14 protein-coding genes and 2 tRNA genes are annotated in these 17,003 nt (G+C 72.8%); 7 read left to right on the top strand and 9 right to left on the bottom strand.

The features are described 5' to 3' along the window. Nucleotides 1-67: 67 nt before the first annotated feature. Nucleotides 68-2,227, bottom strand: coding sequence for a serine/threonine-protein kinase (locus QSJ33_RS07625; RefSeq protein ID WP_285724195.1), 2,160 nt, complete (start codon nt 2,225-2,227; stop codon nt 68-70). Nucleotides 2,228-2,282: 55 nt separating this feature from the next. Between QSJ33_RS07625 and QSJ33_RS07620 the strand changes: the two genes are divergently transcribed. Next, on the top strand, nt 2,283-2,963 hold the full coding sequence (locus tag QSJ33_RS07620) for a cupredoxin domain-containing protein (protein WP_285724193.1): 681 nt from the start codon (nt 2,283-2,285) through the stop codon (nt 2,961-2,963). 2 nt (nt 2,964-2,965) lie between these two features. On the opposite strand, the gene QSJ33_RS07615 is transcribed toward QSJ33_RS07620, so the two are convergent. Next, nucleotides 2,966-4,024: a hypothetical protein gene (locus tag QSJ33_RS07615; protein WP_285724191.1), complete on the bottom strand. Its 1,059-nt coding sequence runs from the start codon at nt 4,022-4,024 to the stop codon at nt 2,966-2,968. Between the two features lie 214 nt (nt 4,025-4,238). Between QSJ33_RS07615 and QSJ33_RS07610 the strand changes: the two genes are divergently transcribed. The 4 genes from QSJ33_RS07610 to QSJ33_RS07595 all read left to right on the top strand — a co-directional run bounded on the left by QSJ33_RS07610 (nt 4,239) and on the right by QSJ33_RS07595 (nt 10,725). Continuing rightward, complete coding sequence (locus tag QSJ33_RS07610; protein ID WP_285724189.1) at nt 4,239-5,393, top strand: TIGR03118 family protein; 1,155 nt, start codon at nt 4,239-4,241, stop codon at nt 5,391-5,393. A 63-nt stretch (nt 5,394-5,456) separates the two neighbouring features. Beyond that, nucleotides 5,457-6,935, top strand: coding sequence for an aminotransferase-like domain-containing protein (locus QSJ33_RS07605; RefSeq protein WP_285724187.1), 1,479 nt, complete (start codon nt 5,457-5,459; stop codon nt 6,933-6,935). A gap of 64 nt (nt 6,936-6,999) precedes the next feature. Beyond that, nucleotides 7,000-9,576 (top strand): ATP-binding protein, encoded by a 2,577-nt coding sequence (locus QSJ33_RS07600; RefSeq protein ID WP_285724185.1) that lies wholly within the window; start codon nt 7,000-7,002, stop codon nt 9,574-9,576. 15 nt (nt 9,577-9,591) lie between these two features. Continuing rightward, nucleotides 9,592-10,725: a hybrid sensor histidine kinase/response regulator gene (locus QSJ33_RS07595; RefSeq protein WP_285724183.1), complete on the top strand. Its 1,134-nt coding sequence runs from the start codon at nt 9,592-9,594 to the stop codon at nt 10,723-10,725. A 184-nt stretch (nt 10,726-10,909) separates the two neighbouring features. Here the strand turns inward: QSJ33_RS07595 and QSJ33_RS07590 are convergent. From QSJ33_RS07590 to QSJ33_RS07575, 4 genes are all read right to left on the bottom strand, one after another. Beyond that, nucleotides 10,910-10,986: transfer RNA gene (locus QSJ33_RS07590), tRNA-Arg, on the bottom strand. Nucleotides 10,987-11,035: 49 nt separating this feature from the next. Continuing rightward, nucleotides 11,036-11,560, bottom strand: a complete 525-nt coding sequence (locus QSJ33_RS07585) for a DUF2155 domain-containing protein (RefSeq protein WP_285724180.1) — start codon at nt 11,558-11,560, stop codon at nt 11,036-11,038. A gap of 80 nt (nt 11,561-11,640) precedes the next feature. Next, on the bottom strand, nt 11,641-12,498 hold the full coding sequence (locus QSJ33_RS07580) for a phosphatase PAP2 family protein (protein WP_285724178.1): 858 nt from the start codon (nt 12,496-12,498) through the stop codon (nt 11,641-11,643). After that, a complete protein-coding gene (locus tag QSJ33_RS07575; protein ID WP_285724176.1) occupies nt 12,495-13,367 on the bottom strand; it encodes a hypothetical protein in 873 nt (290 codons plus the stop codon). The genes QSJ33_RS07580 and QSJ33_RS07575 overlap by 4 nt, the downstream gene beginning before the upstream one ends. 151 nt (nt 13,368-13,518) lie before the next feature. Between QSJ33_RS07575 and QSJ33_RS07570 the strand changes: the two genes are divergently transcribed. Next, nucleotides 13,519-14,253 carry a hypothetical protein gene (locus QSJ33_RS07570; RefSeq protein WP_285724174.1) on the top strand — a complete coding sequence of 245 codons (735 nt, stop codon included), beginning with the start codon at nt 13,519-13,521 and terminating at the stop codon, nt 14,251-14,253. Between the two features lie 654 nt (nt 14,254-14,907). On the opposite strand, the gene QSJ33_RS07565 is transcribed toward QSJ33_RS07570, so the two are convergent. Beyond that, a tRNA-Pro gene (locus QSJ33_RS07565) sits at nt 14,908-14,984 on the bottom strand. A 96-nt stretch (nt 14,985-15,080) separates the two neighbouring features. Between QSJ33_RS07565 and QSJ33_RS07560 the strand changes: the two genes are divergently transcribed. Continuing rightward, nucleotides 15,081-15,398 (top strand): hypothetical protein, encoded by a 318-nt coding sequence (locus QSJ33_RS07560; RefSeq protein WP_285724172.1) that lies wholly within the window; start codon nt 15,081-15,083, stop codon nt 15,396-15,398. Here the strand turns inward: QSJ33_RS07560 and QSJ33_RS07555 are convergent, their stop codons facing one another. Both QSJ33_RS07555 and QSJ33_RS07550 read right to left on the bottom strand, forming a co-directional pair. Next, a complete protein-coding gene (locus QSJ33_RS07555) occupies nt 15,399-16,478 on the bottom strand; it encodes a hypothetical protein (protein WP_285724171.1) in 1,080 nt (359 codons plus the stop codon). It abuts the gene before it with no gap. A 12-nt stretch (nt 16,479-16,490) separates the two neighbouring features. Then, nucleotides 16,491-16,889 (bottom strand): hypothetical protein, encoded by a 399-nt coding sequence (locus QSJ33_RS07550; RefSeq protein WP_285724169.1) that lies wholly within the window; start codon nt 16,887-16,889, stop codon nt 16,491-16,493. Between the last annotated feature and the right edge of the window lie 114 nt (nt 16,890-17,003).

The following is a 17,003-nucleotide window of genomic DNA, read 5'->3' as shown; positions in this document are numbered from 1 at the left end:
CGCCCGGATCCCCCCAGATCCGGTTCCGAGAAAGCCGCCCCACCGGTCCCCCCATGGGGCCGCGCCCTCACACCCGGGAGCTGCCTCCGTCCCCTGCGGCCAGGATCTTGAGGATCTCGGTCACCTCGGCCGCCGACTGCGGCCGGTGTTCCGGCCGCTTCTCCAGCAGCCGGGCCACCAGGGCGCCGAGGTCCGGGGGGAGGTCCGGCACCAGGTCGGGCAGGAAAGGGGGCTTGGCGTCGAGGTGCAGGGCCAGGAGGTCATCGATGCGGGGGCTGTCGAAGGGCGGGAAGCCCGAGCAGAGCTCGAACAGCAGCACGCCCAGGGCGTACAGGTCGGTCCGCGCGTCCGCGCGCTCGCCCCGGATCTGCTCGGGCGACATGTACCGGGGGGAGCCGATGAGGGTGCCGGCCTCTCCCTCCGTGGCCGCAGCCACCGGGGCGGCCAACCCGAAGTCCATGATCTTCGCGTCGCCGCGCACGTCGAACAGGACGTTCGCGGGCTTGATGTCCCGGTGGACGACCCCGACCGCATGGGCCGCCTCCAGCCCCTCGGCCACCTGCCGCGCGACCCGCAGCACCAGCGGGAGGGGGAGGCGTCCCCGCGCATCGAGCAGGCTCCGGAGGGTGATGCCCTTCAGGTACTCCATGGTCACGTAGGGGATGCCCTCGAATTCCCCGAAGTCGTGGGTCCGGAGGACGTACCGGTGGGTGATCTTCCGGGCCAGGCGGATCTCCTGCTTGAGCAGGGCCAGGAAGGCGGGGTTGGAGGCGAGGCCCGACCGGATGACCTTCAGGGCCACCTCCTCGTCGAGCTGGAGGTCCCGGACCTTCAGGACCACGCCCATCCCGCCGCGGCCCAGCAGGCCGTCCACGCGGTAGCGGGCGGCGAAGACCCCGCCCTCCCGGAGCGCGGTCGGCAGGGGCTCCTCCGTGCGCCGGACCGCCGCCGGTTCCAGGCGCCGGGTGGCCTCGTCCTGGGACCATGGGGCCGGGGCGGGCGGCCGGGGCGCGGGGTCCGGCGCCGGGCCCTTCCGGGCCGTTTCCAGGAGGGTGAGCAGGTCGTCCTTCGCGCGCAGCTCGGCCAGCATCGCCTTGAAGGTGCGGGTCAGCACCCCCACCTCGTCGGGGGACGGCACCAGGGTCACCGTCTCCGGCCACTGGCCTCCGGCCAGGGCCTCTGCGGCTCCCGCCAGCGTCTTGAGCGGGGCGGTCACCTTCCGGGCGGACCAGAGGCTGAGGCCCAGGGCGACGAACAGCCCCGCGGCCCCCACGGCCAGGATGGCCCGCTGGAGGTTGCGGAAGGGGGCCAGCAGCGGATCCACGGGCATCAGCAGCACCTCTGCCATTTCCAGATCCAGGGCGTTCACGCCCCGGAGGGGGGAGATCCGCCCGAGGTAGGTCCGCCCGTCCAGGCGGAAGGGCAGGACGGCAGAGCGCTCGCCGTCGAGGACCCGGTAGCGGACGGCCAGGAGGGCGGGGTCCCGGGCCAGGAGGCGGTCCAGGGTCTGCGCCTCGGGCAGGGTGGTCCCCAGGGTCTGGAAGTGGCTGAGGAGGGCGAGATGGGGGGGCGGGTCGCCGCGCTGGGGCCCGGCGATGGCCAGCCGGCGGAGGTCTCCGGCCACCCGGTCGTCCACCCGGGCGCCCACGAGCATCGCGCCCAGGGGCCGGCCCCCAGGCGAGCGCAGGGACCGCGCCACCGCATGGTAGACGCCGGGCCGGTCCCCCCAATCCACCCGCAGGAAGCCCCGGTACGAGGGGCCCGGGTGGCCCGCGGCCTGGGCCTCCTCGGGCGCCAGGGCCATCTGCAGGATCCCCACGTCGGGGAAGGTGGGCCGGGCGCCCCGGGCGCTGCAGGCCAGGAGGGAACCATCCGGCCTCACCACGAGGGCGATCTCCGCGTTGAGCCGGGGCAGGTTGTCCAGGAGGGTGTCGGCCAGGCTGGAGGAGGCGCCCCCTTCCAGGGCCTGCTCCACCAGCGCGACATTGCCGGAGTACTGGGTGAAGACATCGAGGCCCGCATCCAGGGAGTGGCCCTGCTGCTCGAAGGCCCGCTCGAGGACGTAGCCGCCCGCGGAGAGGCTCGCGCTGGCCGTGGCCCGGGCCCCCCGCTCGGCCTCGGCGTAGGCCACCCAGAGGATGATCGCGAGGAGCCCGAGCACGGCCGTGGCCTGGCGGAGGAACAGGGTCCAGGCCAGGGTCTGGTACCACCTCATGGTTGGCTGCATGGGCCTTCCTCGGTCCACCGGTATACTGGCCTCGAATCTACCCCGGAAGCCAAGCATGATTCGAGGGATTGCTCGCGGTCTGCCGGTCCTCGCCCTGGCCCTGGCCCTGCCCGTGCAAGCGGGAAGCGTCCGCGGTCCCGTCCGGCTCCGCGAGAAGGACGGGCGCTTCCGCCCCTCCCTGAAGGACTGCGTGGCCCTTCTGGAGCCCCTCGACGCGCCCGTTCCGGCCGTGGGCCCCTCCAGGCCCGTCGCCATCCGCACGGTCGGCAAGCAGTTCATTCCCCACGTCGCCCTCGCCACCCCGGGGACGGAGGTGGCCTTCCCCAACCTCGACCACCTCGTGCACAACGTGTTCAGCGTGACCCAGGGGAACCGGTTCGACACGGGCCAGTACCGGCCGGGCGACGCGCCCCGGGTGAGGGTGGCCAACCCCGGGCTGGTGAAGCTCTACTGCAACATCCATCACCAGATGAATGCCTTCCTGTGGGTGGTCACCACCCCCTTCGCGCAGATCCTCGACGGCCGGGCCGGCGTGGCCTTCGACCGGGTGCCCCCGGGCACCTACCGGCTCGTCCTCTGGCACCCGGAGACGGGCGAGAAGGCCTGGGTCCTGACGGTCGGGACCGGCCTCACCGAGGGGGCCTGGGACCTCGACATCTCGCGGCCCGCCCTGGAACCCCACAAGAACAAGTTCGGGAAGGACTACCCGCCCCCCGCGGACGAGCGGGACTACTGATCCTAGAACCGCTTCAGCAGGACCAGCATGGACCGGGTGACGCGGTAGTCCTCGCCCTCCGCGGTCTGCCGCAGGCAGACGAACGTGGCGATCCAGTTCCCCGGCAGGGGCAGGGACAGGTCGAGCCGGGGCCCCCGGGCCCGGCGGTAGAACCACCACTCGTCCCCGTTCACGGGGTAGAGGGTGCCCGTGGAGGAGAGGCGCTGCCAGGTGAAGGCCAGCTGGGGCCACCAGGTCCGCTCGCGGCTCCCGGCCAGGGCCTGGAGCTCCTCGCTGGTCTCCCCGGTGTCCCGGTTGCGGGCGCCGAACCACCGGGCCTCCAGGGGGAAGACCGCATGCCAGGTGCCCGAGGCCCCGGCCGCATCCAGCACCAGGCGCTGCCGGGCGGCGGGATCGTGGCCCGGCAGGCGGCGGAGCCGCTCGTCCGCCGGATCCCAGGCGAGGGTCCAGCGGCCGACGTGGGCGGTCCAGGAGAGGGGCCCCGTGTCGAGCTGCAGCACGGCCTGCCCCGCGGCCAGGTCCACCCGGCCTCCCTGGACGGTCCGGACCCGGCCGGCGGCGGCCCGGAAGCCCGCTTCCTGGACCCGGCCCGCCGCATCCCGGAACCCCACCCGGCTTTCCGCGCCGAGGAAGCGCAGGTCCCGGTCCCAGATGGCCTGGGAGGCCAGGAGGCCGTTCTCCTGGAGCCCCGCGCTGAGGCTGGCGAAGGCCCGCTCCGAGGTCCAGGCCACCGCCGCCCGGGCGAGGTCCAGCTGGGTCCCGTTGGACGGCTGCTGATCCCATCGGGGCGCGTTGAACCGGTTCCCGTCCGATCCCATGGCCGACCGCGTCCCCGCCTCGAGGTGCAGGGCGTCCTGGTCCCAGGCCCAGCGGAGCCGGAGCTGGAGGCCGGCGCGGCGGAAATCCTCAGTGGGATCCCCCGGGTCGGAGAGCCGGTCGCCCCGGAGCGTCAGTTCCCACCTGGGCCGCCACGGGTCCGCCGGCTCCGGCGCGAAGGGCGCCGCCTCCTGGCCGGAGACGGCCAGGGCGGCCAGGAAGAGGGTCCAGCGGGGGATCGCCATCGTCCTCCAGGAGCCTGAGGGATCCCGTGGATGGTACTCCACGGGCCGGAGCCGGCCAACGAAGGGCGGGCACCGGAGGGCCCCCGATCTCGGAACCGGATCTGGCGACGGGTCCCCCCGGCCCGAAGCTGGGCAGACCGGCCTGCATCCCGTCTTCCCGTCCCCCCACCCCATCCACCCGTACCGCGCTCGCCTCGGCGAGCTGGAGGCACCCATGCCACGACCCATCCCCGAACCCACCTCCTGGAAGGCCCCCCGGACCCTTGGCTGGGCCGGCGGCGCGGCCCTGCTCGCCTCGCTCGCCGCGTGCGGCGGCGGGTCCTCCGGCGGTTCGGCCACCCCGGCCGCTCCGCCCAGCTACCAGCTGACCCTCCTCGTGGCGGACCAGGCCGCGGCGGGGGCCACCACCCTGGATCCGAAGCTGGTGAACCCCTGGGGCCTGGCCTACGGACCGACCACCGATTTCTGGGTGGCCGACCAGGGGACCGCCACGACCACCGTCTACGACGGGCTGGGCCACATGCCGACCGTGCCCGTGGTGGTGGCGGATCCCGCCGTGGCGGGCGCGCCGATGGGCGGGCCCACGGGCGTGGTCTTCAATGGCACCCCGGGCTTCGCCGGCGACGAGTTCATCCTGGCTTCCCTGGACGGCTGCCTCAGCGGCTGGAGCGCCACCGCCGGCAGCACCGCCGTCCGCCGGGTGGACCACTCGGGTTCCGCGGCCGTGTACACCGGCCTCGCCATCGGCTCGAGCGGGACCGCCACCTACCTGTTCGCCGCGAACTTCAACGGAGGGTCCATCGAGGTCTTCGACGCGACCTATGCCCCCGTCACCCTCGGCGCGGCGGCGTGGGTGGATCCCACCCTCCCCGCCGGCTACGCGCCCTTCAACGTCCAGGTGCTGGCCGGCAAGCTCTACGTGACCTACGCCAAGCATGACCCCCCCGCGATGCGCGAGACGACCGGGGCGGGACTCGGCGTCGTGGACGTCTTCAACCTGGACGGCAGCTTCGTCCGCCGCGTGGCGGCCGGCGGGGTGCTCAACGCGCCCTGGGGCCTGGCCCTCGCGCCGGCCAATTTCGGCCCCTACAGCGGGGCCCTGCTCGTGGGCAACTTCGGCGACGGGCGCATCACGGCCTTCGATGCCGCGAGCGGAACCCAGCTGGGACAGCTCTCCGGGGCCGGCGGGGCCCCCCTGGCCATCAGCGGGCTCTGGGGGATGACCTTCGGGAACGACGCCTCGGCCGGCAAGTCGACGCAGCTCTATGTCGCCGCGGGCCCGCAGGCCCAGGCCCACGGGCTGTTCGGCACCATCAGCTACGGCTCGGTGGGCACCGGCGGCGGCGGCACCGGCGGCGGCGGATATTGATCCTGGGCGCCTTGACGCGCCCCTCCCCGCCCTCGATGCTGATCCGAACCTTGGAGCGCCACCGTGGGTAGCTGGGATCTCGCCATCGCGCTGGATCGATCCAACGCCGAGCCCCTGTACCTCCAGCTGGTGAAGGCCCTCGAGGAGGGCATCCGCCACGGGCGCTTCAAGCCCGGGGATGCCCTCCCCGGGACCCGGGCCCTGGCGGACCTGCTGGGCGTCAACCGCAACACCACCCTGGCGGCCTACAAGGAGCTGGAGGCCGAGGGCTGGATCGAGGTGGCCCCCGACCGCGGCACCTTCGTCGCCCGGCGGCTCCCCATCGTGGTGGAGGTGCCGCCGGGGATCTCGGCCCAGGATTCCGCCTCCTGGAAACGCGCGTCGCCTCCCAACGAGGTCTTCTTCCAGCCCGGGGCCCCGGCGCCCGAATCGTTCCAGCTCATCCCCGACACGCCGGACCTGCGGCTCGCGCCCACGGATGCCATCCACCGGGCGTACGGCCGGGTCCTGCGGCTGCATCCGGAGCGGCTCCTCCAGCCGGGCTGGGATCCGCGGGGCCTCCTGGATCTCCGGAACTCCCTCGGCAGGATGCTCCGGGACATGCGGGGCCTGTCCGTCGAGGCGGGGAACCTCCTGCTCACCCGCGGCCTGATGAGCACCCTGAACCTGGTCTCCCGCGTGCTCTTCGCCCCGGGGGACGCCGTGGCCATGGAGAACCCCGGGCAGTTCCGGGTCGCCGAGGCCTTCCGGTCGGCCGGCGCCCGGCTGTTCCCCGTGCCCGTGGACAGCCGCGGGCTGGATGTGGAGGCGCTGGAGGCCCTGCTGGTCCAGGAGCCCCTCCGGCTCCTCTACGTCACCGCCAGTCCCCAGCTCCCCACCCAGGTGGCCCTCGATCCCGCCCGTCGCAAGCGCCTGCTGGAGCTGTCCGTGGCCCACGGGTTCCGGATCCTGGAGGGGGATCCCAGCCTGGGCTTCCACCGGGAGAAGAACCCGCGCCTCCCCCTGGCCAGCGAGGACCGCCATGGCCGGGTGCTCTACTTCAGCAGCTTCGAGCAGATCCTCGCCCCGGGCCTCCAGGTGGGGTTCCTCGCGGGGGAGGCCGGCCTCATCAAGGCCCTGGCCCAGCAGCGGCAGCTGGTGGACTGGCCCGGCAACCTGGTCCAGGAGGCCACCCTCGAGGAGACGCTCCGCGACGGCGAGATCGTCCGCCACCTGCGCCGGGTCCGGAAGCTCACCGACGAACGGAGGGAGACCATGGTGGACCGCCTCCTCCTCCACCTGCATCCCGCCATCTCCGTGAAGAACCCCCGGGAGGGGCTCTCCCTCTGGGTCCGGGTGGCCGACGACGTGCCCCTGCAGGCCTGGACGGAGCGCTGCCTCGCCCATGGCGTCGTCTTCTACCCCGGCAGCCTCTACGACCTCCATCGCCGCCCCCTCCCCTACATCTGCCTGGGCTTCGCGGCCCACACCCTCGAAGAGCAGAACGAGGCCTGCGCCCGCATGGCCCTGGCCCTCTCGGAGGCCCGGGGCCGACGCCCCTGAGGCGGCCCCTTAGTCACGTCCAGGCCCCCTCCGACCGATCAGGAACCCATCGCCCCGGTCGCCCGTGCCCGTCCTCCGCCACCGATCCATCGCCAGCCAGATCCGCCTGGCCCTGGGCCTGCTCGCGGTCCTCATGACCCTGGGCTCCGTGGGCATGCTGCTGCTCGCGCGGCGCGCGGCCGAGAACGCCAGCCGCCTCTACCAGGAACACCTCCGCCCGCTCCAGCAGCTCAATACCGTGGCCGAGGCCTACTCCGTGGCCATGACCGGCAGCCTCCGGGCAGTCCGTTCCGGGGCCCTGGCCCCCGCGGAGGGGCTCCGCGACCTGCACCGGGACATGCACCGGGCCGAAGCGGCCTGGCGGGACTACCGCGTGGACCACGGGCCCTCGCCGGAGGTGCTCCATGTGGAGTCCCATCTGGAGCACCTCCGGGCGCTCTCCCGGCAGCTCGAGGTCCTCCTGCCCCGGGGGATGTCCGCGGAGCTGGGGACCTTCGGGGACCGGGACTGGCTGCCGGAGGTCATCGCCCTCTCCCGGGGCCTCGGCGAGCTCCGCGACGAGCAGGACCGCACCGCCCGGAGCCTCCTCGCGAACCTCCAGGCGCAGTCCCGCCACACCACCTGGATCGGCCTCGCCCTGATGGCGGCGGCCCTGCTCCTGGCCCTGGGCCTCAGCCAGGCCTTCGCCCGCCACCTCCAGCGGGGCGTCGGCGACCTGGTGGCCCGCCTCCGCCAGGTCGCCGACGGGAACCTGGAACCCGCCCCCGAGCGGGAAGGCGAGGACGAGCTGGCCGTGGCCGACCGGGAGCTGAACCGGACGGTGGCCCGGCTCGATCGCCTGATGGAGACCCTCCGCGAGCAGCAGGCCCTGGAGCGGGCCATCCTGGACGGGGCCCAGGCCGCCATCATCGGCCTCGACCTGGACGGGAAGGTGAACCGCTTCAACCACGCCGCGGAGCTGATGCTGGGCTACCGGGCCGAGGAGGTGCTGGGGAAGGCCACCCCGCTGCTGTGGCGGCTGCCGGAGGAGCTCGCGCGCCTGGCCGAGGAGCTCAGCGCCCGCATGCGGCGCCCCCTCCAGTCCGGCGTGGAGGCCCTCCAGGCCGCGGCGCACATCCCGGGCTTCTCCACGGAATGCCACTACCGCCACCGGGACGGGCACCTGGTCCCGGTGCTGCTGGTCATCTCCCGGATCCTGAACCCCGAGGGCAGGCTGCTGGGGACCATGGGCGTGGCCATGGACCTCACCGAGATCAAGCGTCTCCAGGCGGAGCTCCGGGACAGCGAGGCCCGGGCCCAGGCGGCCTCGCGGGCCAAGAGCGCCTTCCTCGCCAGCATGAGCCACGAGCTGCGCACACCCCTCACGGCCATCCTGGGCTACACCCGTCTCATGGCCCGGGAGCCGGCCCGGAGCGAGGACGACCGGATCCGGCTCACCCACGTGGTGCGGGCGGGGGAGCACCTCCTCTCCCTCATCAACGACGTGCTCTCCCTGTCGAAGATCGAGGCCGGCCGCATGGAGGTGAAGCCCGTGCGCTTCGAACCCGCGGCCCTCTTCCGCGACCTGGAGTCGCTCCTCCGGGCCACCGCCCAGGGGAAGGGACTCCGGCTGGAGGTGGACGCCGGGGGCTTTCCGGACCGGGTGGAAGGCGATCTCCCCAAGCTGAGGCAGGTCCTCCTCAACCTCCTGGGCAACGCCCTCAAGTTCACGGAAGCCGGCCACGTGCGCCTGGTGGCGCACTGGCAGGAGGGTCGGGCCACCTTCGCCGTGGAGGACACGGGTCCCGGCATCGCCCCCGAGGACCAGGCCCGGCTCTTCCAGGCCTTCAGCCAGACGGAACTGGGGGCCAGCGCCGGGGGCACGGGCCTCGGCCTCCACATCAGCCAGGTGCTGGTGGGCCTCCTGGGCGGCCGGATGGCGCTGGATAGCGCACCGGGCCGGGGCTCCCGCTTCAGCTTCGCCCTCCCCCTCCCGGAGGCGGAGGGGCCGCTCCTCCGCCACCCCGAGCGCGCGGTGGGCCACCTGGCGGCCGGCCAGGGGGAGCCCCACCTGCTGGTGGTGGACGACCGGCCGGAGAACCGCGACACCCTCTGCGGCCTGCTGCGCCTGGTGGGCTTCCGGTGCAGCGAGGCCGTGGACGGGGCCGACGGCCTGGCCCGCTGGGAGCGGGACCGGCCGGACCTGGTGCTGATGGACCTGCGGATGCCGGTCATGGACGGGTTCGCCGCCATCGAGGCCCTCCGGCGCCAGGAGGCGGAGCGGGCCTGGTCGCGCACGCCCGTGGTGGCCATCAGCGCCAGCGTCTACGACGTGGACCCCCGGGACCTGGCCGCCCGCGGATTCGACGGCTTCCTGACGAAGCCCATCGACGAAGGGAGTCTCTTCCAGACCCTGGCCACCCTCCTGGGCCTCGCCTTCGCGGAGGCCCCCCCGCCCGAAGCCGCCGCCCCGGCCGGACTCGACGGGGCCGCCGACCTGGATCCCAGCTGGCGCGCGCGCTTCCGCAGCCAGATCACCGTCGGCGATCTGGAAGCCGCCGAGCGCCTGCTGGACGAACTGCCGGACACCCCCCTGAAGGCCGAGCTGCGGCAGCACCTGCGGGCCTATCATCTCAAGGAACTCCTCTACCACATCCCCTGAGCCATCGAGGCCCCCATGCTGGTCCCCCCCGCCGACCTCCTGCTGGTGGACGACAATCCCACCAACCTCGATCTGCTCACCCGGGTGCTGAAGGGGAACCACCACCGGGTCCGCACCGTCACCAGCGGCGCCATGGCCCTGGAGGCCGCCCGGCGCCAGCCGCCCGAGCTCATGCTCCTGGACGTGAGCATGCCCGAGATGGACGGCTACCAGGTCTGCCAGGCCCTGGCCCAGCAGCCGGCCCTGGCCCCCATCCCCGTGATCTTCATCAGCGCCCTGGACGACCCCCTGGACAAGGTGAAGGCCTTCCAGGTGGGCGGGCGCGACTACATCACCAAGCCCTTCTCGACCGAGGAGGTGCTGGCCCGGGTGGAGCACCACGTCAGCCTCGGGCGCCTGCAGAAGGACCTGGAGCGGCAGAACCAGGCCCTCCTGGACGCCAACCTCAAGCTCAAGGAGGTGCACACCCTCAAGGCGAACTTCACCGCCATGCTCGTCCACGACATCCGCTCCCCCCTAGCGGGCGTGGGCCTGATGCTGGATTCCCTCAAGGAGGGGGTGGCCCCGAGACCCGCCCTGGTCGCCCAGGCCGAGCAGAGCTTCAACCAGGTGCGGGGCCTCCTCGACGAGATGCTGGAGCTCCACCGCAGCGAGCACGGCCAGGTGCCCCTGGAGCTGCAGCCGATCGACCCGGCCCACTGGCTGGGCGGCCTCGCCACCGCCTACGACCTCCGGGCCGCCGAGTCCGGCCGCCACTTCCAGGCCAACATCCCCGAGGGCCTGCCGGAGATCCGCGGGGACCGGGCCCAGCTCGACCGGGTCATGCACAACCTCCTGGACAACGCCCTCAAGTTCACGCCCCGGGGCGGCGCGATCCGCCTGGAGGCGGCCCAGGACTTCGGCTCCGGCGTGGAGTCCGGCCTCCGGTTCCTCCGCATCGGCGTCATCGACACCGGGCGCGGCATCCCCCCGGACAAGCTCCCCTTCGTCTTCGATCCCTTCCGCCAGACCGAACGCGGCGATGCCGACCGGGGCTTCGGGCTGGGGCTGGCCATCGTCCAGCGCCTCGTCGCCGCCCACCAGGGCCAGATCCGCGCCCAGAGCCAGCCCGGCTTCGGCACCAGCTTCACCCTCCACCTGCCCTGCTGAGGCGCGGGTCGCTGGTCCGAGTCCACCGGCGTTCTGGTACCTGGTGCGCCCAGCTGGACTCGAACCGCCACCGGCTGGCCCCGCCTCCGACGCCTCCGGCCCGACATCCCGTCGGGCCTTCGGCTGGAGCCTACCGGGCCGCCGGTGTTTCTCGCTGGTCCGAGTCCACCGGCGTTCTGGTACCTGGTGCGCCCAGCTGGACTCGAACCAGCGACCTGCAGCTTAGAAGGCTGCTGCTCTATCCACCTGAGCTATGGGCGCGGGGACGGCTAGGGTCATTCTAGCGGGGGCCCACCGGGATGGGCCGCGGCTAGAGCACCTCGATGAGGCGCAGGGCGTACCTGGGGTGCTCGAAGGGATGCGTCTCGGGGAAACGGGCGAAGAGCCAGCCCCGGAAGATCTGCCGCCCGCCCTCCGTGAGCGTCACCTGGGCCGCCGGGTTGTTGGCCTCGTTGCTCTTGCTGCTGATCACGCCGGCATCCATGGTGAAGTCGGGGACGATGGCCAGGGTGCGGAGGGTGAGGTCGCTGCCGGGGATGGTGAAGTCGGAGCCGGCGGTGACGACGTAGGTGGCCTCCTTCTTGGCCGAGAGGTCGAGGATCGCGATCCGCATGCGCTTCCACCTGGCCTGCACGGCCTCCGGAACCTTCACGACGGCCTCCATCCGGGGCTTCCCGGCGTGGGGGTCGGCCCCCCCGCCCAGGCCCGCATGGGGATCCGACGCCGCCGCCGCGGTCGGCGCGGCGACCACCATGTCCTTCGCCTCCCGTCGGCGACAGCCCGGCAGGGCCAGGAGCAGCAGGGAAGCGGACAGCAGACCGGTCATGGCTTTCATGGACGGCTCCTCGACAGCGGACGGACCCGGAGGGGGCGTGCCGCGGGATGAGTGTCGCACGGGGCTTCGGGACGAGGGTCTCAACCCTCCGGACGTGCCGGCGCTCCCCCCAGGAGACGGTGCAAGGGGGCCGCCAGGAGGACGGTGAGGGGGGCGAGGGCGAGGCCCGCCACGACGTCCACGACGTAGTGGACGGAGATGTAGACGGTGGCGAAGACGATGGCCAGGGCCCAGGCCCAAAGCAGGGGCGCCGACTTCGGGAAGGGTCGCGTCGCCAACCCGGCGGCCAGGAGCGACAGGGCCGTGTGTCCGCTGGGGAAGGCGTCGAGGGTGGTGAGTTCGGCCCGGTCCAGGAACGCCCGCACCGCGGCGGACAGGGCCCCACCCCCGAGTCGGGCCGACGCCAGCGCCGGCGGAACCCTCGGGCCCTCCGCCGGCCAGAGGAAGTAGCCCAGGAAGGACAGGTAGAACCCCAGCAGGAGGGTGAACACGAGGCGCTCGAAGCCCTCGGGGCCCAGGCGCCGCCGCCCCAGGACGGCCACGGTCAGCGGCAGGAGGTAGAAGCTGGCGTAGGCCAGGTAGACGACCTCCGTGAAGGCGGTGGGCCGTCCGAAGGCCCCCCGCCAGCGGTCCGCCAGGGCCCCGAACCAGCGGGTGTCCAGCCCGGCCAGGGTCGCATCCCACCGGTGGCCGTTCACGGCGGCCACGAGGGGCTGGAGCAGCAGGAAGACTCCCAGCACGACGGCCCCCGGGGCGAAGTCCCGGACCAGCCGCCACGCGCGCCCCGGCCGCGCCCGGCCCAGGAACGCCAGGATCGCGAGCATCGCCGCGAGAGCCAGGGTGTACGCCGGCCAGCGGGGCGGCCGGGCGAGGATCGCGAGCCCCAGCAGCCCCGCCAGGGCTCCACCCGTGAGGCGTTCCGACGGCCGCAGGGTCATGCCGGGGGCGCGGACCCGCCCGTCCAGGCCGGGTTCCCTTCCGGGGGGCCCAGCCAGCGGTGCGGATCCTCGAGGATCTTCTGGACCAGGGCCAGGGACCGGGCGCAGGAGAAGGCATCGTCGATGCGCTCGTCGAAGGTCCAGCGCACCGAGAGCCCCGGTTCCACCACGGCGCCCTCCCGGCCCGGGAAGACCATCGCGCGGGGGAAGGAGACGGCCCCGAAGATGGAGGTGGTGCCGTACTCGTAGAGGTGGTGGTACACGTCGGAGACGCCGACCGATCCCAGGTTCGCGAGGAAGATGCTCGAGTACATGGGATCGTTCCGGATCATGAAGGCCGGGAAGAGGTTCCAGTGGTCCAGGCCCTTCGCGAGGGCCACCAGGCCGCGCACGAGGAAGCCGGGCAGCCGCATGACCAGGGCCACCTCCTGGTCCACGGGCCGGACCGTGTCCCGCGCCTCGTCCACTTCCGCCGCGATCCGGGCGGACCAGGCGGCGAAGGTCTCGCCGGGCCGGGCCAGCAGCTTCACCGTGGCCCCCGGCCCGTCATCCGTGAAGGCGGTCTTCACCACGAAGGAGAGGGAGACCCCCCGGCGCTGGTAGATCCGCCCCCCGGACACGAAGCGGTTCAGGCGGGGCCGTTCCTGCAGGGCCGCGGCCACGGCGTAGGCCACGAGATGGAAGAGCGTGGCGCGGGGATGGTGGGCCCGGTTGTAGGCCTTGAGCCAGGCCCGGGCGGCGGTCACGCGGTAGACGCTCTCCTGGGTGACGCAGCTCTCGTTCCGGCCCCGCATGAGGTAGGGCATGATCCGCCGCACCGGGGCCTCGCCCTGGACGAGGTCGCCGTCGGGTCTGCGGAAGAGGGGCATGGCCCAGGGTCCGGCACGGGCTCCGATGGTGTCAAGGACGGTACGGCCTTCTTCCGGGCCTCCCTCCGAAAAAAATCGATCAAAGGGTCGGGTATGGATTGACAGGCCAGTCCCGCGGATTTATCCATGGGGCCTCCACCCCCGGTGACCCATGACGCGCGACGCCCTCCGTCCCCTCGCCCTGGCCTGCGTGCTGACCAGCCTCCCCCTGCTGGGGCAGGAGGCCTCCGGGCCCTGGTCCGCCACGGTGTACCTCCAGCAGAGCTGGCCCAAGCAGACCGAGACGAACCGCCAGATCACGCAGGACATCAACGGCACCTTCGGCTCCCACTTCCAGACCTGGGATGACATCGCCAACCTGAGCCTGGGCGGCCACCTCTTCCGGGAGCTGGCGCCCCAGTGGAAGGTGGGCCTCGAGTTCGACTACTCCTCGGGCCGGATCCGCGGGACCGAATCCGTGGACACGCCCGCGGGCCCGGCCGTCCTGTCCTTCGAGCAGAAGTACAGCACCTACGCCGACCTGCTGGCGGTGGCCCAGTTCCGCCCCCTGGGTGGCGAGGGGCGCTGGGTGCCCTTCCTGCTCGCAGGGGCCGGCCTGGCCTACGAAAAGGACCGCACCCGCCTCACCTTGCAGAACGCCTACCTGAATGAGGGGCTGCAGGTGGACAACGACGGGTGGTTCCCCATGGCCACGCTGGGCCTGGGCCTCGACGTGTACCTGTCGGAGCGCCGCACCTGGTACGCCGAGCTGGGCGCCAGCTACGCCTGGGCCCGCCTCAAGCACACCGTCCCCGCCACCGGGACCCTCGCCCCCGCCCCCACCGTCACCGCCGACACCGACTCCACCGGGCCCTGCGTGTGGATCGGGATCGGGCGGAGGTTCTGAGGCGCGCTTCCGAATCTCGCCGACAGGCACCGACGGTCCTGCCGACCCACCCTGCCGGATTCGAACTGCCCGGCTTTGCCGGGCCGGTCTCGCTCCGTCGCCACAGAGGCTCCGCCCCCGCAAGGCACGCGCGGGAGCGCCCTCCGGGGGAGGGCGCGTCGGGCGGAGAGTGGCGCCTCCGCGATCCCACTCGACGCTGGATCCTGGCCGCGCCTGCGCGGCCGGGGCGAGTTCGAATCTCGCCGACAGGCGCGGATGGTCGCGCCGACCCACCCCTGCCGGATTCGAACTGCCCGGCTTTGCCGGGCGGGTCTCGCTCCAGCGCCACAGAGGCTCCTCCCCCGCAAGGCACGCGCGGGAGCGCCCTCCGGGGGAGGGCGCGTCGGGCGGAGAGTGGCGCCTCCGCGATCCCACTCGACGCTGGATCCTGGCCGCGCCTGCGCGGCCGGGGCGAGTCCGAATCTCGCCGACAGGCGCGGATGGTCGCGCCGACCCACCCGAGCCGATTCGAACTGCCCGGCTTCGCCGGGCCGGTCTTTCTCCGGCAGGACATCAAGTCCTGCCTCCGAAATCCCACTCGACGCTGGATCCTGGCCGCGCCTGCGCGGCCGGGGCGAGCTCGAATCTCGCCGACAGGCGCCGGTCGGAACCCATTGGTCGGAGCGGCGAGATTCGAACTCGCGACCCTCTGCTCCCAAAGCAGATGCGCTACCAGGCTGCGCCACGCTCCGACGAGGGTCCAGGATACCTCAAAGGGGCCGGGGGGTTGGGCGGAAGGGCGGTCCTGCCGATGAGGTGCATGGCTGGCCGAGGCGGGGAGGTCTCGCATGGCGCCCTTCGATGATCTGCCCCTTCCGCACCTAGACCCCGTGGGCCGGGTGGGGGCGGTGCAGCGGGGGCAGCGGACGCAGGCCATCCGGCTTCCGCCGGGGGTGCTTCCGCCCGCCGGACAGGGGCTGCTGGCGGCCTGGCAGCGGCGCCGGCAGCGGCAGGAGGAAGGCGCCGCCGGCGAGGAGGCCGCGGCCGCAGCTCCCGAGGCGGTTCCGGACGTGGCCCCGCCGGAGACCTACGGCGAGCACGGGGAACTGATCAACCCCCAGGTGGCAGCCGAGGCGGAGAAGCCCCGCCTGGACCTGGAGGCCTGACTACTTGGCGCCGACGGCCACGCTGCGGAGGTTCAGGCCGCGGCGCTGCAGGTCGAAGATCTGGCCGGCGAGGCCGATCATCAGCTGGGTCTCCAGCTCCTCCCGCCCGCGCTTGGTGGCTCCGGCCGGGGGCATGGCCGCGATGGCGGCCGGGGTGAGGGAGCGGGACCAGGTCAGGTCCAGGGCGAAGGACACGCGCTTGTCGTTGCTGCTGAGCTCGCCGGCCACGTGGCTCATCTGGCCATTGGGGCCGTAGCCGATGCGCAGCCAGCCCGGGCCCTCGAAGCCGCGGCTGCTGTTGCTGAGGTTCACGGCCTCCAGGTGGTTTCCCGCGCCGTAGGCGAAGTCCATCCGGGTCTGGACGCCCTGCTCGTCGTTGCGGAAGTCCATGCGGTAGGGGAGGTGGGTGGCCTTGTCCACCAGCACCACCAGGTGCCCGCGGCGCCAGAAGCCCAGGCTCTGGGCCAGGCTCTGCTCGCGCTTCTTGGAGTCCCAGGGCTGGGTGGGGGCGTTGAAGACGATGCGCTGGAGGGTGCGGCCGCCGGAGGCCTCCTCCCCGCCGAGGCTGGGCTTGAAGACCGTTCCATCGAGGTACACGGCCTTGATGTCGTTGAGGGTCTGCCGGAACCAGGCCATGTAGGTGAGGGGCGCGTCGGTGGGGGGCAGGTCCACCCGGGTGGTGTAGGCGTTCTGCTCCTTGCTGTAGAGGAAGCCCCGGTCACCGCGGCGGGCGTAGAGCAGGTGGCCGAAATCGCCGGCCATGTCCGTCTTGAAGTCGCCATTGGCGAAATAGGTGCCCTTGATCAGAAGGTTGGCCTGCCCGCCCTTGCTGTCGGCCTTCACCGCGCCCTGGCTGAGCTGGTCCACCTTCCGGTTCACCGCGGCGCCGCTGAGGGCGATGCCGAGGGTGCCCTGGACCTCCACCGCCGTCACGCCCTGGTAGGGCTGGCCGAACCAGGTGGCGTCCACCGCGTCGAGCACCTGCAGGAAGGCCTGGCGGGCCGCATCGGCACCCTTCGCGGCGCCCTGGGCCATCACCAGGCCGGTCGCGAGGAGGAGGGGGAGGGTCTTCAGGCGCATGGAAACTCCGGTTCAGCGACGAGGATGCCGGGAAGGGGCCTTGGGTTCCGGCCGCTCGGCGGCGAAGCAGGCCCGGCACAGGGCCTTCTCGGGGTCCTCGGGAACGAAGGGCAGGTACTCCTGCGCGCCGCAGCGGACGCAGGTGATGTGGGTGAGGATGCGGGCCGCACCCTTGCCGCCCCGCTGACGGGCGAAGGAGCGCCGGTAGCAGTCCGGGCAGAGGAAGAACTTCTTGCCGCTTTCGAGGTGGAACTTGATCCCGCATTCGGCGCAGATCTTCTCCCGGGGCGCGGAGGGCTCCGGGGGGGCCACGGCGACACGCTTGGTGAGCCGGACGGGCGGCTGGGTCGGCGCCGGGACCGGCTTCGCCGCATCGGCGGGGGCCGGGTCCCCGGGGACCGGATCGGGCAACGGAGAAGGCCTTCGGATCATCTGGTTGGGTTCCATTCGGCCCCGCGGCCGAAGGTCCAGGGTACCCCATCGTCCCCCCCCGGGCGAGTCGGGATGCCAGGCAATCCGGGCCTT

It is taken from the genome of Geothrix rubra (assembly GCF_030268065.1).
GTDB classification, from domain to species: Bacteria; Acidobacteriota; Holophagae; order Holophagales; family Holophagaceae; genus Geothrix; species Geothrix rubra.
This window is presented reverse-complemented; position numbering and strand designations above follow the sequence as displayed.

Excerpts from the sequence above, each read along its gene's own strand:
- QSJ33_RS07625 (WP_285724195.1), bottom strand. The coding sequence starts at position 2,227 with ATGCAGCCAACCATGAGGTGGTACCAGACCCTGGCCTGGACCCTGTTC.
- QSJ33_RS07575 (WP_285724176.1), bottom strand. The coding sequence starts at position 13,367 with ATGCCCCTCTTCCGCAGACCCGACGGCGACCTCGTCCAGGGCGAGGCC.
- QSJ33_RS07595 (WP_285724183.1), top strand. The coding sequence starts at position 9,592 with ATGCTGGTCCCCCCCGCCGACCTCCTGCTGGTGGACGACAATCCCACC.
- QSJ33_RS07580 (WP_285724178.1), bottom strand. The coding sequence starts at position 12,498 with ATGACCCTGCGGCCGTCGGAACGCCTCACGGGTGGAGCCCTGGCGGGG.
- QSJ33_RS07610 (WP_285724189.1), top strand. The coding sequence starts at position 4,239 with ATGCCACGACCCATCCCCGAACCCACCTCCTGGAAGGCCCCCCGGACC.
- QSJ33_RS07615 (WP_285724191.1), bottom strand. The coding sequence starts at position 4,024 with ATGGCGATCCCCCGCTGGACCCTCTTCCTGGCCGCCCTGGCCGTCTCC.
- QSJ33_RS07570 (WP_285724174.1), top strand. The coding sequence starts at position 13,519 with ATGACGCGCGACGCCCTCCGTCCCCTCGCCCTGGCCTGCGTGCTGACC.
- QSJ33_RS07585 (WP_285724180.1), bottom strand. The coding sequence starts at position 11,560 with ATGAAAGCCATGACCGGTCTGCTGTCCGCTTCCCTGCTGCTCCTGGCC.
- QSJ33_RS07560 (WP_285724172.1), top strand. The coding sequence starts at position 15,081 with ATGGCGCCCTTCGATGATCTGCCCCTTCCGCACCTAGACCCCGTGGGC.
- QSJ33_RS07620 (WP_285724193.1), top strand. The coding sequence starts at position 2,283 with ATGATTCGAGGGATTGCTCGCGGTCTGCCGGTCCTCGCCCTGGCCCTG.
- QSJ33_RS07555 (WP_285724171.1), bottom strand. The coding sequence starts at position 16,478 with ATGCGCCTGAAGACCCTCCCCCTCCTCCTCGCGACCGGCCTGGTGATG.